Source organism: Actinoplanes sp. NPDC026619 (assembly GCF_040638295.1).
In the GTDB taxonomy this organism is placed as follows: Bacteria; Actinomycetota; Actinomycetes; order Mycobacteriales; family Micromonosporaceae; genus Actinoplanes.
The window spans coordinates 59,151-85,864 of sequence record NZ_JBEZYA010000029.1 but is presented as its reverse complement, the minus strand read 5'-3'; the positions used below and the strand labels follow the sequence as shown (position 1 = coordinate 85,864).

The window sequence follows — 26,714 nt, the reverse complement described above, 5'->3', positions numbered from 1 at the left end:
ACCAGCGACCCCACCGGCAGCGGCACACCCAGCGCCATCAGGTGCGACGGCACCGCCTTGACGTGCTCGATCCGGTGCTCGGTCAGGTAGCCGACCAGCTCGGCCGGGTCCATCACGGTGTCGTGGTCCAGCAGGTGCAACTCGCCGCCGGTGGCGAGGCTGGTGAACAGCACCGTGTTGCCGAGGTCGGTGACCTGCGGCTGCAGGACCGCGTAGCGGCCGCCGTTCCAGCCGAGCCGTTGCGACACCGAGCTCACGTAGTTGGCCAGCGACTCGTGGGTGACCGCGACGCCCTTCGGCACTCCGGTCGACCCGGACGTGTAGATCACGTACGCCAGCCCGGCCGGCTCGATGTCGACGGCGGGCGCAGCCGGCCTGCCCGCGGGCCGGACCGCGTCGTCCAGGACCAGGACAGGCACGCCGGCCGCGCGGTCGGCGGCCGCCACCAGCAACCGCGCTCCGCTGTCGGCGAGCATGAACTCGATCCGGTCGGCGGGCAGCGCGGTGTCGATCGGGAGATAGGCCGCACCAGCCTTCCACACGCCGAGGATCGCCGTGATCATCTGGGCGCCGCGGGGCAGGCCGAGCGCGACCACCGACTCCGGCCCGACCCCTTCTCGGCGCAGCGACCACGCCACCCGGTTCGCGGCCGCGTCCACCTCGGCATAGGTCAGCTCGACGCCGTCGGCCACCACCGCGACCGCATCCGGCGCCGCCACCGCCTGCCGTTCGAACTGCTCGATGACCGTCGCGTCGGGCAGCGGTGCCGCCGTGTCGTTCCAGGCGGACACCACCCGCTCCCGGTCCACCTCGTCGAGCACGTCGACCTCGCGCACGAGCACGGCCGGGTCGGCGGTCACCGCTTCCAGCACCCGCACGAACCAGCCGGCGATCCGCTCCGCGGTCTCCCGGTCGAACAGATCCACCGCCACCGTGACCACACCGCTCAACCCGGCCGGACGGCCCGACTCGTCGAAACTCTCGCCGATCGTCACGTCCATGTCGAACCGGGCCGGCGCCTCGGCGCCCTCCGCGGCGGAAGTGCCGCCGACGCCCACGCCGGGCAGGTCGAGCGCGGCCCGCTCGGTGTTCTGCAGGGTCAGCATGACCTGGAACAGCGGGTGCCGGGTCAGCGACCGCACCGGCGCCAGCTCTTCGACCAGGCGCTCGAACGGCACGTCCTGATGCGCGAACGCATCCAGGCTGGCCTCGCGGACCCGGGACAGCACCTGCCGGAAATCCGGGTCACCCGACAGATCCGTACGGATGATCAGGGTGTTGACGAAGAAGCCCACCAGCTCGTCCAGGGCTTCATCGGTACGCCCCGCGACGCCCGACCCGATCGGGATGTCCGTCCCGGCGCCGAGCCGGGACAGCAGCACGGCCAGGGCGGCCTGCACCACCATGAAGGTGGTCGCGTTCTCGCCGCGGGCCAGGCCGGCGAGCCGTTCGTGCACGGCGGCCGGGAGGCGCACGGGAACGCGGTGACCGCGGTGGCTCGCGGTGGCCGGCCGGGGCCGATCGAACGGCAGGACGAGCTCCTCGGGCGCGCCGGAGAGCGCCTGCCGCCAGTGGTCCACCTGGCCGGTCATCTCGTCGCCCAGCACGTCGCGCTGCCAGAGCGCGTAGTCGGCGTACTGCACCGGCAGCGGCGCCCACTCCGGGATTTCCCCGCGCAGCCGGGCCGCGTAGGCCAGCGACACGTCGCGGGCCAGCGGCCGCATCGACCAGCCGTCCCCGGCGATGTGGTGCACGACGAGGACCAGCACCCGGCTCCCGTCGGTCACCTCGAACAGCCAGGCCCGGATCGGCACCTCGGCGGCCAGGTCGAAGGCGTACCGGGTGGCCTGCGCGACCGTGGCCGACAGGTCATCGGTTGTCACCGAGCGCACCTGCAGGGCCCAGTCCAGCTCGGCCGGGTTCAGGATCCGCTGATAGGGCTCGCCTTCCGCCGTGGCGAAGACGGTCCGCAGCGGCTCGTGCCGGGCGATGACGTCGCGCAGGGCAGCGTCGAGGGCGGCCGCGTCGAGGTCGCCGTCGAGGCGGACCACGGTCGGCACGTTGTACGTGTCGCTCGGCCCTTCCAACTGCGCGAGGAACCACAGGCGGCGCTGGGCGAAGGACAACGGCACCCGCTCCGGACGCTCCACGGCACGCAACGCCGGACGCGCCTGGGCCCCGCCGAGCTGTGCCGCCAGCTCGGCAACGGTCGGCGCTTCGAACAACACCCGGACCGGCACCTCCACACCGAGCACCGCCCGGATCCGCGACACCAGCCGGACCGCCAGCAGCGAGTGGCCACCCAGATCGAAGAAGCTGTCGTCGACCGACACCTCACCCAAGCCCAGGACCTCAGCGAACGCCGCGCACAGCACCTCCTCCTGCACCGTCGCCGGCGCCCGCCCGGCACCCGCCACGAACTCCGGCGCCGGCAAGGCCTTCCGATCGACCTTGCCGTTCACCGTCAACGGCAACTCGTCCAGCTCCACGAACACCGCCGGAACCATGTACTCCGGCAACCGCTGACCCGCGAACGCTTTGAGGTCGACCCCGTCGTGCACCACATACGCGACCAGCCGGCCCTCACGAACCACCACCGCCGCCTGACGCACCTGCGGATGACCCGCCAGCACCGCCTCGACCTCACCCGGCTCGATCCGGAACCCACGAATCTTCACCTGGTCATCGGCCCGGCCGACGAACACCAGCGTGCCGTCCCCAGCCCACTTCACCCGGTCGCCCGTGCGATACATCCGGCCACCCTGCGGACACGCCACGAACCGCTCGGCCGTCAGGGCCGCGCGACCCACATACCCACGCGCCACCCCCGCCCCGGCCACGTACAACTCACCGGGCACGCCCACCGGGACCGGGCGCAACCCGCCATCCAGGACATAGGCCCGACCGTTGGCGATCGGCTCACCGATCGACGCCACGTCACCCGGCACCAACGGCTGCGACATCGACGCACACACCGTCGTCTCGGTCGGGCCATAGGCGTTGATCAAGTGACGGTCGGTCGACCAGCGATCCACCTGAGCGCGATCGAGCGCTTCGCCGGCCGACACCAGCGTCGTCACCGATTCCAGATCGCCGGTGTCCAGCACAGCAAGCACCGCAGGCGGCAACGTCACGTGCGACACCCGATGCCGGTCGATCATTTCGACCAGACCAGCACCCGGAGCGAGCTCGGCCGCCGGCGCAGTCACCAACGTGGCGCCCGAACACAGGGCCATCACGACCTCGGACACGGCCGCGTCGAACCCGATCGAGGCGAACTGCAACACCCGCGCCGTCGAGTCCACCCCGAACCGGTCGATCTGCGCCGTCGCCAGGTTCACCATCCCGGCGTGCGACACCGCCACACCCTTGGGCACACCGGTCGATCCGGAGGTGTAGATGACATACGCCAGGCCCAGCGGATTCACGACCGGAAGCTCACACGGCGTAGCCGCCAACGCTCCGTCCAGCACCACCGACGGCACCCGGCCCACCGGCAGCTCATCCACCACATCCTCGGTACCCAGCAACAAGGTGGCCCGGCTGTCCGCCACCATGAACGCGATCCGCTCCGTCGGCAAAGACGGATCCACCGGCAGGTAGGCTGCTCCGGCCTTCCACACGCCGAGGATCGCCGTGACCAGGTCCGCCCCGCGGCCCATCGCCACCGCAACCACCGACTCGGCACCCACACCGAACCCACGCAAGTAACCGGCGACCCGATTCGAGCGGGCATCCAACTCGGCATAGGTGAGCTCGACACCATCGGCCACCACAGCCGGCGCATCCGACACCCGGCTGGCGAACATGTCCAGCACCGTGGTGTCCGGCACCGGGGCCGACCGGTCGTTCCAGGCGTGCAGCACCTGGTCGCGCTGCGGCGCGTCGAGCACGTCGATCGTCCGCAGGCCTTGCTCCGGGCCGCCGTCGAGCGCGGTCCGCAGCGCCCCGACGAGGTGGTCCAGCGCGTTGTGCAGCAGCCGGACGACGTCCTCCGGGTCGATCGGGGCGACCACGTCGACGCCGAGCACCAGACCGGCGTCACCGAGGTCGTTGGCGGACCCGTTGAGCGGGTAGTTGGTCCGTTCCTGGGTCAGCACCTTGTGGACACCCCAGGTCGTGCCCTCGTCCGCGGGCGGCGGGGTCCCGAGGCCGGCGAGGTGCCGGTAGTTGAAGAGGCTCGTGAACAACGGACTGATCCCACTCGCCTGCTGAGCCACCGCCAACGGCGCATGCTCATGCTCCACCAAACCGGCAAGCTGATCCCGCATCCCCTGCACAGCGACACGCACACCCACCCCACCGGCAAACACCCGCACCGGCAACGTATTGATGAACGGACCGAGCACCCGATCAGCACCCGCACCGGCATTCATCCGGCCGAACAACACCGTCCCGAACACCACATCCTCACGACCCGACACCGCCGCCAGCACCCGGCCCCACGCCACATGCAGCACCGTCGCCGGACTCACCGACAACCGGCGCGCCACGTCACGCAGCCCGGCAACCGTCTCCGGCGCCACCATCAGCACCGCCGAGGCCGTGTCCGCGCCTTCGCCGCGCACGTCCATCAGCCCGTACGGCGCGGTCGGCTCGGTCACGTCGCCGAGCAGACCGGCGAAGTAGCGCTCGTGCTCGGCCCGCGGCACCGCCCGGGTCTGCGCCACGAAGGACCGGTAGGGCAACGCCGGGCGCAGATCCTGCGGGCGGCCGTCCATGATCGTTCGCAGGTCCTGCATGAGCGCTTCCATGCCCACGTGGTCCTGCACGAGGTGGTGCATGCGCAGCAGACCGAGCCAGCCGCCGCCCGGCTTGGGCGCCACGTGCAGGTCCATCAGCGGGGCCTGGCGCAGGTCGAGGACCGAGCCGACCACGTCGATCAGCGCCGCCGGGTCCACCGCCTCGAATTCGTGCTCGACCACCGGCAGTTCGGCGTGCCGCCAGACCACCTGCACCGGCTCGCGCAGCCCCTCCCACACCATCGAGGTGCGGTAGATGTCGTGCCGGTCGACGATCTGCTGCAGCGCCGAGGCGAGCGCGTCGAGGTGCACGCGGCCGTCGAACTCGAGCACGCGCAGGATCACGTACGCGCCGCCGGCGAGCAGGTGATGGAAGAGCAGGCCCTCCTGCAGCGGAGCCAGCGGGTAGATGTCGGCGATGTTCGCCGCACCCCCGGGCACCGACGCCACGACGTTCGCCAGCTCAGCCTCCGTGAGCTCAACCAGCGGAAGCATGTCGGTGGTGATCTGCTGTGCCCCATCGGGAATCAGGTTCGGCGGAACCTCAACCGACCGGGTGACACCGGCGGCGGCCAGGCCGGCCGGCGTCGGCGCCTCGAACAACGCCCGCACCGACACCGACACACCACGCTCACGCAGCCGCTCGACCAACGACACCGCCAGCAGCGAATGCCCACCGAGGTCGAAGAAGTTGTCTTCCACCCCCACCGATTCCAGGCCCAGCACCTGGGCAAACACGGCACACAGGATCTCCTCCTGCACCGTCGCCGGACCCCGCCCACCACCGGCACCGAACTCCGGCGCCGGCAACGCCGCACGATCGAGCTTGCCGTTCACCGTCAACGGCAACTGCTCCAACGCCACGAACGCCGCCGGCACCATGTACTCCGGCAGCCGCTGCGCCACCTGCTCACGAAACCCATCAACCAAACCACCGACGACGTACGCGACCAGCCGCTCCCCCACAAGGACCACAGCCACCTGCTCCACGTGGGACAAAAGGACCGACTCGATCTCACCCGGCTCGATCCGGAACCCACGCACCTTCACCTGGTTGTCAGCCCGCCCGACGAACACCAACTGCCCATCCGAGGCCCAGCGCACCAGATCTCCGGTGCGATACATCCGCCCACCGAACGGACACGCCACAAACCGCTCAGCCGTCAAACCCGCACGACCCACATAGCCACGAGCCAGCTGCGCCCCGGCGACATACAACTCCCCAGGCACACCGACCGGGACCGGGGCGAGCGTCTCGTCCAGCACGAACAGCCTGGTGTTCGCGATCGGGCGGCCGAATGGGACGACTCCCGCACGATCCGGATCCACTGACGCGGCAGCGACCATCACCGTCGCCTCGGTCGGTCCATAGGTGTTCACCAACCGGCGACCCGTGGCCCAGGTCCGCGCCGACGGAGTGCTGATCGCCTCCGCGCCGACCAGGAGAACCTCTACATCGGCCAGCACCGACGGGTCGACGACTGCCAGAAGTGACGGGACCACGCTCGCCGCCGACACCGGCAGGCCCGCCAACAGCTCCGGCTGCTCCCGCTGTTCGTCATCGGCGATCACCAGCGAAGCACCCGAGGCAAGAGTCACGGCCAGATCCAGCACCGACGCGTCGAAACTGAACGACGCGAACTGCAAGACACCCCGGCCCGGCGCCGCCCCCATCACCGGAGCGAACACCGACACCAGATTCGCGAGCGACCCGTGCGAGACGGCCACACCCTTCGGCGTACCCGTCGAACCCGATGTGTAGATCACATATGCCAGGACCGCCGAGCCGACCTGGACCCCCAGCGCCGTGTCCGGGCAACCAGCGAAACTGACCGCCGCGTCGACGACCACCTGCGCCCCGCTGTCGGCCACCAGGAACTCGATGCGCTCGCCAGGCAGTGCCGGATCGATCGGTACATACGCCGCTCCCGCCTTCCACACCCCGAGGATCGCGATCACCAGGTCCGCGCCGCGCGGCAATGACAGCGCCACCACCGACTCGACACCCACACCCCGCCCGCGCAGCCACCACGCCACTCGGTTAGCCGCCGCATCCACCTCGGCATAGGTCAGCGAAGCGCCATCGGCCACCACCGCGACCGCATCCGGCACCGCCACCGCCTGCCGCTCGAACAGCTCGACCACCGACGCATCCGGGACCGGCGCCGCCGTGTCGTTCCAGGCGGACACCACCCGGTCGCGCTCCTGCGGGTCGAGCACGTCGACCGCGCGCACGCGCACGGCCGGGTCGGTGGTCACCACGTCGAGCACTCGGGCGAGCCGCTCGGCGAACCGGGCCGCCGAGTCCGCGTCGAACAGGTCCGCGGTCAGGGTCACCGAACCTCGGAGCCCGGCGGGCCGGCCGTCGGCGTCGAAGACTTCGCCGACGATGGTGTCGACGTCGAAGCGGGCCGACACCTCGGCTCCGGCGGCCTGCGGGGCGCTTCCACCCACGCTGACGCCGGGCAGGTCGAGCGTGGCCCGTTCGGTGTTCTGCAGGGTCAGCATGACCTGGAACAGCGGGTGCCGGGTCAGCGACCGCACCGGCGCCAGCTCTTCGACCAGGCGCTCGAACGGCACGTCCTGATGCGCGAAAGCACCGAGGCTCGCCTCGCGGACCCGGCCGAGGACCTGCCGGAAATCCGGGTCACCCGACAGATCCGTACGAATGATGAGGGTGTTGACGAAGAACCCGACCAGGTCGTCCAGCGCTTCGTCGGTACGCCCGGCCACCGCGGAACCGACCGGGATGTCGCTGCCGGCGCCGACGCGGGACAGCAGGACGGCCAGGGCGGCCTGCACCACCATGTACGGGGTCACGCCCTCGGCACGGGCGAGGTCGAGCAGCCGCTCGTGGATGCCGGCGGAGACCCGCAACGGCGCCCGATATCCGCGATGACTCGCCGTGGCCGGGCGCGGCCGATCCACCGGAAGGCTGAGCTCTTCGGGCGCCCCGGCGAGGGCTTGCCGCCAGTAGTCAACCTGGCCCGTCATCTCGTCGCCCAGCACGTCACGCTGCCACAGCGCGTAATCGGCGTACTGCACCGGCAGCGGCGTCCACTCCGGGGTTTCCCCGCGCAGCCGGGCCGCGTAGGCCACCGACACGTCGCGAGCGAGCGGCCGCATCGACCATCCGTCCCCCGCGATGTGATGGACGACCAGCACCAGCACCCGCTCCCCGTCGGACGCCTCGAACAGCCACGCCCGGATCGGCATCTCGGTAGCCAGGTCAAACGTTTGACGCATCGCCTCGTCAACCGCGCCGGCCAATTCCCCGGCGTCCACGTCGACGACCCGCAGACCCCAATCACAACCATCAACATCAAGGATTTGCTGGTACGGCTCCCCGTCACCAACCGCAAACACGGTCCGCAACGACTCGTGCCGCCCGATCACATCCCGCAACGCCGCGTCCAACGCGTCCACGTCCAGGTCGCCGTCGAGGCGCACCACGGTCGGCACGTTGTACGTGTCGCTCGGCCCTTCCAACTGCGCGAGGAACCACAGGCGGCGCTGGGCGAAGGACAACGGCACCCGCTCCGGACGCTCCACGGCACGCAACGCCGGACGCGCCTGGGCCCCGCCGAGCTGTGCCGCCAGCTCGGCAACGGTCGGCGCTTCGAACAACACCCGGACCGGCACCTCCACACCGAGCACCGCCCGGATCCGCGACACCAGCCGGACCGCCAGCAGCGAGTGGCCACCCAGATCGAAGAAGCTGTCGTCGACCGACACCTCACCCAAGCCCAGGACCTCAGCGAACGCCGCGCACAACACCTCCTCCTGCACCGTCGCCGGCGCCCGCCCGGCACCCGCCACGAACTCCGGCGCCGGCAAGGCCTTCCGATCGACCTTGCCGTTCACCGTCAACGGCAACTCGTCCAGCTCCACGAACACCGCCGGAACCATGTACTCCGGCAAACGCTGACCCGCGAACGCTTTGAGGTCGACCCCGTCGTGCACCACATACGCGACCAGCCGGCCCTCACGAACCACCACCGCCGCCTGACGCACCTGCGGATGACCCGCCAGCACCGCCTCGACCTCACCCGGCTCGATCCGGAACCCACGAATCTTCACCTGGTCATCGGCCCGGCCGACGAACACCAGCGTGCCGTCCCCAGCCCACTTCACCCGGTCGCCCGTGCGATACATCCGGCCACCGAAGGGACACGCCACGAACCGCTCGGCGGTCAACCCCGGACGGCCCACATAACCGCGAGCCACCCCGGCGCCGGCGACATACAGCTCGCCATTCACCCCGACCGGAACCGGCCGCAACGCGTCGTCCAGCACGAACACCCGGCCGTTGGCGATCGGCTCACCGATCGTCGGCGCCGCACCCACCGCGAGAGGCACTGACATCGACGCACACACCGTCGTCTCGGTCGGACCATACGCGTTGATCAGCCGCCGGCCGACCGACCACCGGTCCACCTGAGCGCGATCGAGCGCTTCACCGGCCGACACCAGCGTCGTCACCGACGCCAGGTCACCGGTGTCCAGCACAGCAAGCACCGCAGGCGGCAACGTCACGTGCGACACCCGATGCCGGTCGATCACCTCGACCAATCCGGCACCCGGCGCCAACTCCGCAGCCGGCGCAGTCACCAACGTCGCGCCCGAACACAGAGCCATCACGACCTCGGACACCGCGGCGTCGAACCCGATCGAAGCAAACTGCAGAACGTTCGCCGACGGGTCGACCGCGAACCGGTCAATCTGCGCGACTGCCAGATTCACCATCCCGGCGTGCGACACCGCCACACCCTTGGGCACACCCGTCGACCCCGACGTGTAGATCACATACGCCAGCCCCAGCGGATCCACGACCGGAAGCTCACACGGCGCAGCCGCCAACGCCTCGTCCAGCACCACCGACGGCACCCGGCCCACCGGCAGCTCATCCACCACATCCTCGGTACCCAGCAACAAGGTGGCCCGGCTGTCCGCCACCATGAACGCGATCCGCTCCGTCGGCAGAGACGGATCCACCGGCAGATACGCCGCCCCCGCCTTCCACACGCCGACAATCGCCGTGACCAGGTCCGCCCCGCGGCCCATCGCCACCGCAACCACCGACTCGGCACCCACACCGAACCCACGCAAGTAACCGGCCACCCGATCCGAGCGCGCATCCAACTCGGCATAGGTGAGCTCGACACCATCGGCCACCACAGCCGGCGCATCCGGCGTCACCGTGACCCGGCCGGCGAACATGTCCAGCACGGTGCGGGTCGCGACCGGCCGCGCGGTCGTATTCCAGTCGGTGAGGATCCGCTCCCGCTCCGCGGCGTCGAGCATGTCGACGCTGTGCAAACGGACCTGCGGGGTCGAGGTCAGCACATCGAGCACGCGGCCGAACCAGGTGGCGATCCGCTCGGCCGCCACCGGGTCGAACACGTCGGACGCCGTGGTCAGCGTGCCGCGCAGGCCCGCCGGCCGGCCGTCCCGGTCGAACATCTCGGCGACCATCAGGTCCACATCGCACCGGGCGGAGACGGCCGCGTCGCCGTCGTCGCCGGTGAACGCGGTGCCGAACTCCGAGATGGCCGGCTCCGCCGTGAAGCGGTCGGTGTTGTGCAGCGTCAGCACCACCTGGAACAGCGGGTGCCGGGCCAGCGACCGGGCCGGCGCCAGCTCCTCGACCAGCCGCTCGAACGGCACGTCCTGGTGGGCGAAGGCGCTCAGCGTGGTCTCCCGCACCCGGGCGAGCACCTCGCGCAGCTCCGGGTCGCCGGCGAGGTCGGTGCGGATCACCAGCGTGTTGACGAAGAAGCCGACCAGGTCGTTCAGCGCTTCGTCGGTCCGCCCGGCGACACCGGAGCCGATCGGGATGTCGATGCCGGCGCCGAGGCGGGACAGCAGCACCGCCAGCCCGGCCTGCAGCACCATGTACGGCGTGACACCCTCGGCCCGCGCCAGGTCGACGAGCCGCTGGTGGGTCTCGGCCGGGATCCGCAACGGCACCCGGTGGCCGCGGTGACTCGCGGTCGGCGGCCGGGGCCGGTCGTAGGGCAGGGACAGCTCCTCCGGCGCCCCGGCCAGCGCCTCCCGCCAGTAGTCCACCTGGTCCGACATCTCGTCGCCCAGCACGTCACGCTGCCACAGCGCGTAATCGGCGTACTGCACCGGCAGCGGCTCCCAGACCGGTTCCGCGCCGCGCAGCCGGGCCGCGTACGCCGTGGACACGTCGCGGGTCAGCGGCCCACGGGACCAGCCATCGCTGGCGATGTGGTGCACGACGAGGACCAGCACCCGCTCGCCGGGGCCGGCCCGGAACAGCCAGGCCCGGATCGGCACCTCGGTGGACAGGTCGAACGCGTACGCCTTCGCCCCGGCCACCGAAGCGGGCAGCTCGGCGGCGTCGATGTCGGCGACCTCGAGGCGCCAGTCCAGCTCGGCCGGGTCCAGGACGTGTTGATAAGGCTCGCCGTCCACCGCGGGGAAAGTGGTGCGCAGCGGCTCGTGCCGGGCGATCACGTCACGGAGTGCGGCCTCCAGCACGCCGGCATCCCGATCGTCGCCGAGCCGGATCACCATCGGAATGTTGTAGGTGGGGCTGGGCCCGTCCAGCTGGGCCAGGAACCAGAGCCGGCGCTGGGCGAACGACAGCGGCACCCGCTCCGGCCGGTCCGCCGCCCGCAGCGCCGGGCGCGTCCGTCCGCTGTCCGATCCGGCCAGTTCAGCGGCCAGCAGCGCCACGGTGGGCGCCGCGAAGAGCACCCGCAGCGGCACCTCGGCGCCGAGGACCGCACGGATCCGGGAGAGCAGCCGTACGCCGAGCAGCGAGTGCCCGCCGAGATCGAAGAAGCTGTCGTCGACCCCGACCGTGTCGACACCGAGCACCTGGGCGAAGGACGCGCAGAGCAGCTCCTCCTGCACGGTGACCGGGCCGCGACCGGCGACCGGGGTGTGCTCCGGCGCCGGCAGCGCCCGCCGGTCCAGCTTCCCGTTGGCGGTCAGCGGCAGTGCCGGCAGCGTGACGATCGCGGCCGGGACCATGTATTCGGGCAGCCGCTGGCCGGCGAACGCGCGCAGTCCGGCGGCGTCCGGCTCGCCGCCGGCGGGCACGACGTAGGCGACCAGGCGCTGGTCGTCGGCGTTGTCCTCGCGCAGCAGCACCGCCGCGTGGGCGACGTCCGGGTGAGCCAGCAGCGCCGCCTCGATCTCGCCGAGCTCGACCCGGAAGCCGCGGATCTTGACCTGCTGGTCGGCCCGGCCGACCGAGACGAGCTGTCCGTCCGCGGTCCACCTGACCAGGTCGCCCGACCGGTACATGCGCTCGCCCAGGGCGAACGGGGACGCCACGAACCGCTGCGCGGTCAGCCCCGGCCGGCTCACGTAGCCGCGAGCCAGACCGGCGCCGGCGATGTACAGCTCGCCGGTCACCCCGACCGGCACCGGCGCCAGGCCGTCGTCGAGAACGTAGAGCCGGGTGTTGCCGAGCGGGCCGCCGAACGGCACCGGGCCGGTCCGGTCCGGGTCGACGACGCTCGCGGTGACGATCGCGGTCGTCTCGGTGGGGCCGTAGACGTTCATCAGCCGCCGGCCGGCCGCCCAGGTCCGGGCGGTGGCCGCGTCGAGCGGCTCGGCGCCGGCCATCAGGGTCCGCACGCCGGCCAGGTCCTCGGGGGCGAGCACCTTGAGCATCGACGGCGAGGCGAAGGCGACGTGGATGCCGGTCAGCTCGCGCAGCCGGCCCGGCTGCTCGCGATGTTCGTCGCCGGCCACCACGAGGGTGGCCCCGGACGACAGGGCGAGGACGTACTCCAGCACCGAGGCGTCGAAGCTGTAGGCGGCGAACTGCAGCACGCCCACCCCGGGCGCGACCCCGGCGGTCGCCCCGAAGACGGCGGCGAGGTTCACCAGCGAGCCGTGCGCGACCGCGACGCCCTTGGGCGTTCCGGTCGAGCCCGAGGTGTAGATCAGATAGGCCAGGGAGGCCGGGTCCGCGGCCACCGGAGCGACCGGCCCCGCCGACGGCAGTTCCTCCGGCGAGACGACCGGTGTGTCACCGAATCCGTCGGCGGCGCGGTCGGAGAGAACCAGCCGGGCACGGCTGTCCTGAAGCATGAAGGAGACGCGGTCGGCCGGCAGGTGCAGGTCGATCGGCACGTACGCCGCGCCGGCCTTCCACACGCCCACGATCGCCGTCATCATCGCCGCGGTGCGGGGCAGGTGGAGGCCGACCACGGACTCCGGGCCGATCCCCAGGCCGCGCAGTCGCCGGCTGATCTCGGCGGCCCGGGCGTCGAGCTCGGAGTAGGTCAGCCGCTCGTCGCCCGCGACCACCGCGACCGCGTCGGGAGTGCGGCGCGCCTGTGCCTCGAACATCTCGGTGAAGGTCGAAGCCGGCACCTCGCGCGTCGTGTCGTTCCACTGCCGCAGCACCCGGTCCCGCTCCTGCGGGCCGAGCACGTCGACGGTGTGCAGCCGCGCCTCGGGCGCGGTGGTGACCAGGTCGAGGACGCGCGCCAGCCCGGCCGCGAACCGCTCGGCGGCGGCCGGCTCGAACAGATCCGCCGCGACGGTGACCGAGCCGTGCAGCCCGCCCGGGCTCCCGTCGGCGCCGATTGTCTCCTGCAGCGCGATGTCGAGGTCGAACCGCGCCGCGACCGTCACCGGGCCGGCGGCCGGCGGCGGGGTGCTCCCGGCCGGACCGCCCAGATCCAGCTCGGCCCGCTCGTTGTTGTGCAGCGTCAGCATCACCTGATAGAGCGGGTGCCGGGACAGCGACCGGGCCGGGGCCAGCTCCTCGACCAGCCGCTCGAACGGGACGTCCTGGTGGGCGTAAGCGCCGAGACTCACCTCGCGGACCCGGCCGAGCACCTCCCGGAACTCCGGGTCGCCGGCCAGGTCGGTGCGGATGACGAGGGTGTTGATGAAGAACCCGACCAGGTTGTCGAGCGCCTCGTCGGTCCGGCCGGCGTGGCCCGACCCGATCGGCACGTCGGTGCCCGCGCCGAGCCGGGACAGCAGCACCGCCAGGCCGGCTTGCAGGACCATGTACGGGGTGACGCCCTCGGCCCGGGCCAGGTCGCGCAGCCGCCGATGCACTCCGGCCGGCACCCGCAGCGGCACCCGGTAGCCGATCGCGCCCGCTACCGCTGGTCGCGGGCGGTCGTAGGGCAGGGACAGCTCCTCCGGCGCCCCGGCCAGGGTCTGCCGCCAGTACCCGACCTGGTCGGCCAGGACGTCGTCGCTGAGCAGATCGCGCTGCCAGCGGGCGTAGTCGGCGTACTGCACCGGCAGCGCCTCGAAGGCCGGCGCAGCACCGCGCAGCCGGGCCGCGTACGCGATGGACAGGTCCCGGGCGAGCGGCCCGCGGGACCAGCCGTCGCTGGCGATGTGGTGCACCACCAGCACCAGCACCCGGTCGGCGCCGGCCTCGACCACGCAGGCCCGGATCGGCGCCTCCGCGGCCAGATCGAACGCGTACCGGCCGGCCCGCGTCACCGCGTCGTCTAGGTCGGTCGGCTCGACCCGGTCGTGGTGCAGCCGCCACCCGAGGTCGGCGGGTTCAAGGATCCGCTGGTAGGGCTCGCCGTCGACCGCCGGGAACACCGTCCGCAGCGACTCGTGCCTGATGATCACGTCATGCAGCGCGGCATCCAGCGCAGGCAGGTCCACGGCGTCGTCGAGCCGCACGACCATCGGGATGTTGTAGGTCGGGCTCGGCCCCTCGAGCTGAGTGATGAACCACAGCCGGCGCTGGGCGAAGGACAGCGGCGGGCGTTCCGGGCGCTCCCCGGCCCGCAGGACCGGCCGCGCCGGAGCCGTGCCGGGCGCGGTGAGCGCCGCCGCCAGCCCGGCCACGGTCGGCGTCTCGAACAAGGCCCGCAGCGAGAGCTCAACCCCGAGGGCGGCCCGGATCCGAGAGATCAGCCGTACGGCGAGCAGCGAGTGCCCGCCGAGGTCGAAGAAATTGTCGTCGACGCCGACGGTGTCCCGGCCGAGCATCGCCGCGAACGCGGTGCAGAGCAGTTCTTCCTGAATCGTGCCGGGACCGCGCCCGGCGCCGGTGGCGTGCTCGGGCGCGGGCAGTGCGGTGCGATCAAGCTTGCCGTTACCGGTCAGCGGCAGCTCAGCCAGAGTCACGAACGCCGACGGCACCATGTACTCCGGCAACCGCCGCGCCACGAACTCGCGCAGATCCACATCCTCGATGCCGACGACGTAGGCGACCAGCTGCTCGTCACGCACGATCACCGCGGCGTGCTCGACCTCGGGGTGCGACAGCAGCACCGCCTCGACCTCACCGGGCTCGACCCGGAAGCCACGAATCTTCACCTGCTGATCCGCGCGACCAAGGAACACCAGATTGCCGTCCTCGGCCCAGGCCACCCGGTCACCGGTGCGATACATCCGGCCACCGTGCGGGCAGGCGACAAACCGCTCAGCGGTCAGTGCCGGCCGGCCGACATAGCCGCGGGCCACGCCGGCACCCGCGACGTAAAGCTCGCCCGCCACCCCGACCGGAACCGGCTGCAACCCGCCGTCGAGGACGTACAAACGGGTGTTAGCCAGCGGAGCACCGATCGGCACGCCAGACCCGGTCAGCTCCACCGTGGTCACGCCGACCGTGGTCTCAGTCGGCCCGTAATGGTTGAACACTCGCTGACCTGCACCCACCAGGCCGCGAACCCACTCGGCCGGAGCCTTCTCGCCACCCAGCACCAACGACCGCACCGGCAGCGGCACACCCAGCGCCATCAGATGCGACGGCACCGCCTTGACGTGCTCGATCCGGTGCTCGCTCAAGTAACCGACCAGCCCGGCCGGGTCCATCACCAGCGCCTCGTCCAGCACGTGCAACTCACCGCCGGTCGTCAAACTGGAAAAGACGACCGTGTTGCCCAGGTCGGTGACCTGCGGCTGCAACACCGCATACCGGCCGCCGTCCCAGCCCAGCCGCTGCGACACCGAGGCCACGTAATTGGCCAGCGAGCCGTGCGTGACCGCCACACCCTTCGGCGTCCCGGTCGACCCCGACGTATAGATCACGTACGCCAGACCCGCCGGGTCGATGTCCACGTCCGGCAACGCATCAAGGGAGTCGTCCCACCGCGCCTGCGCGTCCACGACAAGCTGAGCACCGCTGTCGGCCACCATGAACGCCACCCGATCCGCCGGCAACGCCGGATCAATCGGCAGATACGCCCCGCCGGCCTTCCACACCCCGAGAATCGCCGTAATCATCTGAGCGCCCCGCGGCAACGCCAGACCAACCACCGACTCCGCGCCAATCCCCTGGCCACGCAGCCACCAAGCGATCCGGTTCGCCTCAGCATCCAACGAGCCGTAAGTCAACTCCACACCATCAGCGACCACCGCCACCGCATCCGCCGGCTGCCGCTCGAACGACGCCAGCACCGACAACGACGGCAACGGCGCCGCCGTGTCGTTCCAACCGTGCAACACCCGGTCCCGCTCGTCGCCAGTAAGCAGGTCCACCGCACCCACCCGCACACCGGGATCCGCGGTGACCACGTCGAGCACCCGGGCGAACCACTCCACGATCCGCTCGGCTCGGGCGGTGTCGAACAGGTCCGCGGCCGCGGTCAGCACGCCGGCCATCCCGGCCGGGCGCCCCTGCTCGTCGAAGCTCTCAGCAATCGTCACGTCGAGGTCGAACCGGGCCGGCGCCTCCCCGGCCTCCGGCAGCGGCGCGCCACCCACGATGAGACCGGGCAGCTCCACCGCGGCCCGCTCGATGTTCTGCAGGGTCAGCATCACCTGGAACAGCGGGTGCCGGGCCAGCGACCGGGCCGGCGCCAGCTCCTCCACCAGGCGCTCGAACGGCACCTCCTGATGCGCGAACGCGCCCAGACTCGTCTCCCGGACCCGGCCCAGCACCTCCCGGAACTCCGGATCGCCGGACAGATCCGTACGGATGACCAGCGTGTTGACGAAGAAGCCCACCAGATCGTCCAGCGCTTCATCGGTGCGGCCCGCGATGCCCGATCCGATCGGGATGTCGGTGCCCGCCCCCAGCCTGCTCAGCAGCACGGCGAACGCCGCCTGCAGCACCATGAACGGGGTGACGCCCTCGGCCCGGGCCATCGCCACCAGCCGCTGGTGCACGCCGGCCGGCACCCGCAGCGGCACCCGCAGGCCGCGATGGCTCGCGGTGGCGGCGCGCGGCCGGTCGGCGGGCAGGCTCAGCTCCTCCGGGGCGCCGGCGAGCGCTTCCCGCCAATAGCCGACCTGACCGGACAGAACCTCGTCGCCGAGCAGATCGCGCTGCCACAGGGCGTAGTCGGCGTACTGCACCGGCAGCGGCGCCCAGGCCGGCGCCTCGCCGCAAAGCCGGGCCGCGTACGCGGTGGACACGTCACGGGCCAGCGGGCCGCGGGACCAGCCGTCGCCGGCGATGTGGTGCACGACCACGACCAGCACGTGGTCGCCGCCGCCGAGCTCGAACACCGTCGCGCGCACCGGCACGTCGGTGGCCAGGTCGAACGCGGCCCGGCTGACGGCCGCCACCGCGTCGCCCAGCTCCGCCGGGTGGATCTGCCGATGGCCCAGCCGCCAGTCGAGGCCGGCCGGGTCAAGGATGCGCTGGTAGGGCTCGCCGTCGGCGGACGGGAAGACGGTACGCAGCGACTCGTGCCGGGCGATCACGTCACGGAGGGCCGAGTCGAGCGCGGCGATGTCCAGGTCGCCGTTCAGCCGTACGACCATCGGGATGTTGTAGGTCGGGCTGGGACCTTCCAGCTCGGCGATGAACCACAGCCGGCGCTGGCCGAAGGACAGCGGCAGACGCTCCGGCCGGGTGCCGGCGCGCAACAGTGCGCGGGACCGCACCGCGTCCGGCCCGGCCAGCCGGGCGGCCAGGCCGGCCACCGTCGGCGCCTCGAAGACCGCGCGCAACGGAAGGTCGACGCCGAACGTCGTGCGGATCCGGGCGATCAGCCGGGCGGCGAGCAGCGAGTGGCCGCCCAGGTCGAAGAAGGCGTCGTCGACGCCGACCGTTTCCAGGCCGAGCACGTGGGCGAACGCGGCGCAGAGCAGCTCCTCGCGCAGCGTCGCCGGGCCACGGCCGCCACCGGCGGTGTACTGCGGCGCCGGGAGGGCCCGGCGGTCCAGCTTGCCGTTCACGGTCACCGGAAGCTCCGGCAGCAGCACGAACGCCGCCGGCACGAGGTATTCCGGCACCCGCCCGGCGACATACGCGTGCAGCTCGCCGGCGGCCGGTCCGGCACCGGCCGGGACGACGTAGGCGACCAGCCGCCGGTCGCCGGGGCTGTCCTCGCGGACGACGACCGCGGCGCGCTCCACGCCCGGGTGGGTGTGCAGCACCGCTTCGACCTCGCCCGGCTCGATCCGGAAGCCACGGATCTTGACCTGCTCGTCGGCGCGGCCGACGAACACGAGGGCGCCGTCCTCCGTCCAGCGGACCAGGTCGCCGGTCCGGTACATCCGCTCGCCGGTCCCGAGCGGGTTCGCCACGAATCGCTGGGCGGTCAGTCCGGTGCGGCCGACGTAGCCGCGGGCCAGGCCGGCGCCGGCCACGTACAGCTCACCGGCCACCCCGACCGGCACCGGCGCCAGCCCGTCGTCGAGCACGAACAGCCGGGTGTTGCCGATCGGGCCGCCGAACGGCACCGGCCCGGGCCGGTCGCCGTCGACCACGCCGCCGGCGACCATGACGGTGGCCTCGGTGGGCCCGTAGATGTTCATCATCCGGCGCCCGGCCGACCAGGTCCGGGCGGTGGCCTCGTCGACCGGTTCGGCGCCGACCAGCAGCGTGCCGATCCCGGCCAGGTCCTCGGGCTGCAGCACGCCCAGCAGTGAGGGCAGGGCGAAGGCCACGTCCACCCCGGTGAGGTCGCGCAGCAGGCCGGGCTGGGTCCGCTGCTCCTCGCCGGCCATGACGAGGGTCGCCCCCGAGGCCAGGGCCAGCGCCGTCTCGAGCACCGAGGCGTCGAAGTTGAACGATCCGAACTGGAGCATCCCGGTCCCGGGCGTCACCCCGGCGAGCGGCCCGAAGACCGACACCAGGTTCGCCAGGCCGCCGTGCGCGACCGCGACGCCCTTGGGCGTGCCGGTCGACCCGGAGGTGTAGATGACGTAGGCGAGCTCGGCCGGGTGCACCGCGACCGGCAGCCGGTCCGCCGAGGCCGACCAACTGTCCTCGAACCACACCACGGGCCGGTCGCTCAGGCCGCCGGGCAGCTCACCCGCGGTGCGGCTGCTGAGCACGGTGCGGGCGCCGCTGTCGGCCATCATGAACGCGATCCGCTCGGCGGGCAGGTTCGGATCGATCGGCAGGTACGCCGCGCCGGCCCGCCAGACACCGACGATCGCGGTGATCAGGTCGGCGCCGCGGGGCAGGCAGAGAGCGACCAGGGAATTCGCGCCGACCCCGTGGCCGCGCAGGTGCCGGGCCAGCCGGTTCGCGCGGGCGTCGAGCTCGGCGTAGGTCAGCCGCACGTCGCCGGCCACCACCGCGACGGCGTCCGGTCCGGTCTGCACCCGCCACGCGAACAGTTCGAGGATCGAGTCCGCCAGCACCGGCACGGCGGTGTCGTTCCAGCCGGTCAGCATCCGCTCGCGCTCGGCCGGGTCCAGCACGTCCACGGTGTGCAGTCGCGCGTCGGGGGCGGCGGTCAGCTCCTGGACGGCGCGGGCGAACCAGCCGGCGAGCCGCTCGGCGGTGGCCGCGTCGAACAGGTCCGCGGCGACGGTCACCGAGCCCTGCAGACCGGCCGGGCGCCCGGCGTCGTCGAAGCTCTCCCCCGCCGCGACCTCGAGGTCGAACCGGGCGGTGGCGGTCTGCCCGTCGACGGCCACCGGGCGGGCGTCCACGCCGGGCAGATCGAGCGCCGCCCGTTCGGGGTTGCGGACCGAGAGGGTGACCTGGAAGAGCGGATGCCGGGCGAGCGACCGGGCCGGGGCCAGCTCCTCGACCAGCCGCTCGAAGGGCACGTCCTGGTTGGCCAGCGCGCCGACCCCGGCTTCGCGCACCCGGCCGAGCACCTGCCGGAACGCGGGATCCCCGGTCAGGTCGGTGCGGATGACCAGGGTGTTGACGAAGAAGCCGATCAGGTCGTTGGTCGCGTCGTCACCGCGGCCCGCGACCGGGAAGCCGACCGGGATGTCGGCGCCGGCGCCCAGCCGGGACAGCAGCACGGCCAGGGCGGCCTGCAGGGCCATGAAGAGGGTGACGCCCTCGGCGCGGGCCAGCTCGGCCAGTCGCTCGTGCACCTCGGCCGGCACCTGCCACGGCACGCTGTGCCCGCGGTGGCCCAGCACGGCCGGGCGCGGCCGGTCGTAGGGCAGGGCCAGCTCCTCCGGCACGCCGGTGAGCGCTCGCCGCCAGTAGCCGACCTGGCCGGCCAGGACCCGGTCGGTGAGCAGGTCGCGCTGCCACAGGGCGTAGTCGGCGTACTGCACCGGCAGCGGCGCCCACTCCGGGGCCCCGCCACGCAGCCGGGCCGCATACGCCGTGGACAGATCCCGGCCCAGCACGGTCCGGGACCAGCCGTCCCCGGCGATGTGGTGCAGCACCAGCACCAGCACGTGCTCGCCGGGACCGGTGGTGAGCAGCGACGCCCGGATCGGCACCTCGCTCGCCAGGTCGAACGCGTGCTGGGCCACCTCGTCCACCGCGCCGGCCAGCCCGCCGTCCGTGACCTCGGCGACCGCGAGCCGCCAGCCGGTCTCCTCCGGACGCAGGATGTGCTGGTACGGCTCGCCGTCGGCGGTCCGGAACACGGTGCGCAGCGACTCGTGCCGGGCGATCACATCCCGGATCGCGGCTTCCAGCGCCACCACGTCGACCGCACCGGTCAGCCGCACCGTCGCCGGGATGTTGTAGACCGGGCTCGGACCACCGAGCTGGGCCAGGAACCACAACCGGTGCTGCGCGAAGGACAGCGGCAGCCGGTCGGGGCGGTTCGCCGGACGCAGCGCGGGACGGCCCGGTTCCGCCTCGGTCCCGGCGATGCGGGCCGCGAGGCCGGCGGGCGTGGGCGCCTCGAACAGCATCCGGATCTTGACCTCGGCGCCCAGCCGGGCGCGGATCCGCGACAGCAGCCGGATCGCCAGCAGCGAGTGACCGCCGAGCTCGAAGAAGTTGTCGTCGGCGCCGACCGACTCGCGCCCGAGAACCTGGGCGAACACGTCGCAGAGAGCGGCTTCGCGTTCGCCGGCCGGCTCGCGCCGGCCCGGGGACGCCTCGGTCCGCCCCGGCGCGGGCAGCGCGGCGCGGTCGAGTTTGCCGTTGCCGGTCAGCGGCAGCTCGGCCAGAACCACGAACGCCGACGGCACCATGTACTCCGGCAGCCGCTGCGCCACGTACTCCGCCAGTCCGGCATCCTCGCCGACGACATAGGCGACCAGGTGCTCCTCGCGGACCACCACGGCGGCCTGTTCCACCGCGGGGTGGGCGCACAGCACGGCCTCGATCTCGCCCGGCTCGACCCGGAACCCTCGGATCTTCACCTGCTGATCCGCCCGGCCGAGGAACATCAGGTTGCCGTCCTCGGTCCACTTCACGCGGTCACCCGTGCGGTACATCCGGCCACCGTGCGGGCAGGCGACAAACCGCTCAGCGGTCAGCGCCGGCCGGCCCACATAGCCGCGGGCCACGCCGGCACCCGCGACGTAAAGCTCGCCCGCCACCCCGACCGGAACCGGCCGCAGCGCATCATCCAGGGCGAACACCCGGGTGTTGGCCAACGGCGCACCGATCGGCACGCTGTTCCCCGTCAGCTCCACCGTGGTCACACCGACCGTGGTCTCGGTCGGCCCGTAATGGTTGAACACTCGCTGACCTGCACCCACCAGGCCGCGAACCCACTCGGCCGGAGCCTTCTCGCCACCCAGCACCAACGACCGCACCGGCAGCGGCACACCCAGCGCCATCAGATGCGACGGCACCGCCTTGACGTGCTCGATCCGGTGCTCGCTCAAGTAACCGACCAGCCCGGCCGGGTCCATCACCAGCGCCTCGTCCAGCACGTGCAACTCACCGCCGGTCGTCAAACTGGAAAAGACGACCGTGTTGCCCAGGTCGGTGACCTGCGGCTGCAACACCGCATACCGGCCGCCGTCCCAGCCCAGCCGCTGCGACACCGAGGCCACGTAGTTGGCCAGCGAGCCGTGCGTGACCGCCACACCCTTCGGCGTCCCGGTCGACCCCGACGTATAGATCACGTACGCCAGACCCGCCGGGTCGATGTCCACGTCCGGCAACGCATCAAGGGAGTCGTCCCACCGCGCCTGCACGTCCACGACAAGCTGAGCACCGCTGTCGGCCACCATGAACGCCACCCGATCCGCCGGCAACGCCGGATCAATCGGCAGATACGCCCCGCCGGCCTTCCACACCCCGAGAATCGCCGTAATCATCTGCGCGCCCCGCGGCAACGCCAGACCAACCACCGACTCCGCGCCAATCCCCTGGCCACGCAGCCACCAAGCGATCCGATTCGCCTCAGCATCCAACGAGCCGTAAGTCAACTCCACACCATCAGCGACCACCGCCACCGCATCCGCCGGCTGCCGCTCGAACGACGCCAGCACCGACAACTCCGGCAACGGCGCCGCCGTGTCGTTCCAACCGTGCAACACCCGGTCCCGCTCATCGCCGGTAAGCAGATCCACCGCACCCACCCGCACACCGGGATCCGCGGTGACCGCCTCGAGCACCCGGGCGAACCAGCCCGCGACCCGCTCCGCCAGCACCGCGTCGAACAGGTCGGTCGCGACGGTGACCGCGCCTCGCAGGCCGTCCGGGCGGCCCGCGGCGTCGAAGACCTCCTGCACCATCACGTCGATGTCGAACCGCGCCGCGGGCCGCACGGTGGGCAGCGGCCGGGCGGTGACGCCGGCCAGGTCGAGAGCCGCCTCGGTGTTGTTCTGCAGGGTGAGCAGGACCTGGAAGAGCGGGTGCCGGGCCAGCGACCGCACCGGCGCCAACTCCTCGACGAGCCGCTCGAACGGCACGTCCTGGTTGGCCAGCGCGCCCAGCGTCCATTCCCGGACCCGTGCCAGCACCTCCCGGAACTCCGGGTCGCCGGACAGATCCGTACGGATGATCAGGGTGTTGACGAAGAAACCCACCGCGTCGGCCAGCGCCTCGTCGGTGCGCCCGGCGACCGCCGAGCCGATCGGGATGTCGGTGCCCGCCCCGGCCCGCGACAGCGCCACCGCCATGGCCGCCTGGATCACCATGTACGGCGTCGCGCCCTCGGCCCGGGCGAGCGCGACCAGGTTCTGGTGCACCGCGGCCGGAACCCGCAGAGGCACGGAATGCCCGCGGTGGCTCGCGACCGCCGGACGGGGCCGGTCGAAGGGCAGCGGCAGCTCCTCCGGCGCACCGGCGAGCGCCCGGCGCCAGTAGTCGACCTGCCGGGTCAGCACCTCGTCGGTGAGCAGTTCCCGTTGCCACAGGGCGTAATCGGCGTACTGCACCGGCAGCGGCGCCCACGCCGGCGCTTCGCCGCGGAGCCGGGCGGCGTACGCCTCGGAGATCTCCCGGGCGATCGGCCCGACCGACCAGCCGTCGCCGGCGATGTGGTGCAGCGTCAGGGCCAGCAGGTGGTCGTCGCCGCTGTGGAACAGCCACGCCTGCAGGGGCAGGTCCACGGCCAGGTCGAACCGGTAGCCGGTGGCCCGCGCGAGGGCGGCGGGCAGCCCGGCCGGGTCGACGTCGCTGACCTGAAGTTCCCAATCGAAATCTTCAACCCGCCGGATGAGCTGGTAGGGCTCGCCATCCACGGCGGGGAAGACGGTACGCAGAGCCTCGTGCCGGCCGATGACATCGCGCAACGCGGCAGCCAGCGCGTCCACGCGGATGCCGTCGTCGAGGCGGAGAACCAGCGAGAGGTTGTAGTTGTCGCTGGGGCCCTCGATCTGCGCGAGGAACCACAGCCGGCGCTGCGCGAACGACAACGGAACCCGTTCGGGGCGGGTCATCGCCCGCAGTGGGGTCTGGGTGTTGCCGATGTCCAGGCGGGCGGCGATCCCGGCCACGGTCGGGGTGTCGAACAACGCCCGCAGTGGCAGCTCCGCCTGCAGCGTGGCCCGGATCCGCGAGATCAACCGCACCGCGAGCAGCGAATGCCCGCCCAGGTCGAAGAAATTGTCGTCCACCCCGACCGCGTCGACACCCAGGACATGGGCGAACGCCGCGCACAGCAGTTCTTCCTGCACCGTGCTCGCAGCACGGCCGACCACGGCGGTGTATTGCGGCACGGGCAGCGCCCGGTGGTCGAGCTTCCCGGCCACCGTCAGCGGCAACCGGTCCAGCCCGACGAAACCGGCCGGCACCATGTACTGCGGCAACCGCTGCGCCGTAACAGCCTTCAGCGCCACCACGTCGACGTCGGCCGGCACCACATAGGCCATCAGACGCTTGTCGCCCGGATTGTCCTCACGCACCACCACCGCGGCGTGACGCACCCCAGGTTGCTCCAGCAGAACGGCCTCGACCTCACCCGGCTCGATCCGGAAGCCACGGATCTTCACCTGCGCGTCTGCGCGCCCGACAAACTCCAGTTGCCCGTCGGCGGCCCAGCGCACCAGGTCCCCGGTGCGATACATCCGGCCGCCGAAGGGACACGCCACAAACCGCTGCCCGGTAAGCCCAGGCCGACCCACATAGCCGCGAGCCACCCCAGCCCCGGCGACATACAACTCACCGACCACACCAACCGGCACCGGAGACAGCCCGTCATCCAGCACAAAAACTCGGGTATTGGCCAACGGACGACCGACGACCGGACGCGCGAAGTCGTTCACCCGCGCCTCAAGAGCGTCCACCGTGCACTCCGTCGGCCCATAGAGGTTGTAACTAGCCGTTCCCTCAACGGCGGCGAGCTGCTGCCACAGCGTGTTCTCCAGAGCCTCACCGCCGACAGCCAGGACCCGCGGCCGATGATCATCTCCACTGAGCAGACCAGCCGGGAGCAGCTGAGCCGCCCATGAGGGAGTCACATCCAGGAAGTCGATCTTCTCCGACTGGACATAAGCGACGAATCGCGAGGGGTCCAGGCGCACCTCGTCATCCAGCACATGCAATTCGTGGCCGCCGGCAAGCAGCAGAATGCCTTCCAGGGAAGTGTCGAACGACAGCGCCGCACTCAGGGCCGCCCGCAACCGCCCACCCTGCGCCGCGTAACCAGCGCGGTGGTGCACGAACATGTTCATCAACCCGCTGTGCGCGACCACCACGCCCTTGGGCGCCCCGGACGAGCCGGAGGTGTACAGCACATACGCGGCGTTAGAAGGCTCGGCCCGGCCCCCGGCAACACCTGAATCCTCAACGTCCACCGAGGTCAACGACACCACCGGCGCCGCGTCTGCCAACAGGTAGTCGATCCGCGACTTCGGCAGATCCGGATCCACCGGCAGGTAAGCGCCCCCGGCCTTCCACACCGCCCACATCGCAACGATCAGATCCGCCGACCGCGGCAACACCAGAGCCACCACCGACTCCGGCCCCACACCCTGACCCACCAGATAACGGGCCAGACGATCCGCCCGCGCATCCAGCTCCGCGAACGACAGCCGCGTGTCACCAAAGACAAGGGCAGTGGCATCCGGCGTCCGGCGCACCTGCTCCTCGAAAACCTCCACCACCGTCCCCGCCGGCGGCGCACCCACCTCACCGCCCCATCCGCGCAGCACGAGGTCACGCTCCGCCGCGTCAAGGACATCGACGGCACGCAGCCGCACGTCGGGCGCCGCCGGCAGCGTCTCCAGCAGCCGCACGTAGGCGGCCGTCAGCCGCTCCCCCGTGGCCGCGTCGAACAGATCGTCCGCAACCGTGAGCGAACCCTGCAGCCCACCGTCGGCGTCCTCGATCGCGACCACATCCAGGTCGAACTTCGCCGGCGCGGACCGCAGACCATCCATCGTGGCCAGCCCGTCCGCGGCGTCGATCCCGGGCAGGTCGAGCGTGGGCTGGGCGGTGTTCTGCAGGGTGAGCATCACCTGGAACAGCGGGTGCCGAGCGGTCGACCGGACCGGGGCGAGCTCCTCCACCAGGCGCTCGAACGGCAGGTCCTGATGGGCCAGCGCGCCCAGCGTCGCCTGCCGGACCCGGCCCAGCACCTCCCGGAAGCCGGGATCACCGGCCAGGTCGGTGCGGATCACCAGGGTGTTCACGAAGAAGCCGACGAGGTCGTCCAGGCTCTCGTCGGTGCGTCCGGCGATCACCGTGCCGATCGGGACGTCGGTGCCCGCACCGAACCGGGACAGCAGCATCGCGAGGGCGGACTGCAGCGCCATGAACGGCGTGACGCCCTCCTTGCGGGCCAGTTCCTGCAATCGGCGGTAGGCGGCCGCGCCGACCCGGAACGGCATCCGGTGCCCGCGCCGGCCGGCCTGCGCCGGGCGCGACCGGTCAACCGGCAACGCGAGCTCTTCGGGGGCCCCGGCAAGGGCCTGCCGCCAGTAGGCGAGCTGCTTCGCCAGCAGGCTGTCCGGGTCGGCGGCGTCGCCGAGCAGGTCACGCTGCCACAGCGCGTAGTCGGCGTACTGAACGGGAAGCGGCTCCCAGACCGGCGCCTCACCGCGGGTCCGGGCGGCGTACGCCGTGGACACGTCGCGGCTGAGCGGCCCGCGGGACCAGCCGTCGCTGGCGATGTGGTGCACGACCAGGACCAGCACGTGCTCGTCCGGCCCGGCCGGGAACAGCGACGCGCGGATCGGGATCTCGGCCGCCAGGTCGAACGCGTACGCCGCGGCCGCAGCCACTCCGTCGTCGCCGGTCTGCAGCCGCCAGTCCACCTCGGACGGATCGAGGATGCGCTGGTACGGCTCGCCGTCCGCGGCCGGGAACACGGTCCGCAACGACTCGTGCCGGCCGATCACGTCGCCCAGCGCCGCCTCCAGGGCGGCCACGTCGAGCTGACCGGTCAGGCGCAGCACGATCGGGATGTTGTAGGTCGGGCTCGGCCCTTCGAGCTGGCCCAGGAACCACAACCCGCGCTGCGCGAATGACAACGGAATCAT

At 71.9% G+C, this 26,714-nt stretch carries 1 protein-coding gene (only partly in view); it reads right to left on the bottom strand.

The genetic code is table 11. The features are described 5' to 3' along the window. A protein-coding gene (locus AB0E90_RS42170; protein WP_360417938.1) for a non-ribosomal peptide synthase/polyketide synthase crosses the window boundary here: on the bottom strand, positions 1-26,714 show its 5' portion. It extends 7,234 nt beyond the left edge of the window; 26,714 of the gene's 33,948 nt are visible here — the first part of the coding sequence; the start codon lies at positions 26,712-26,714; its stop codon lies off the left edge, out of view.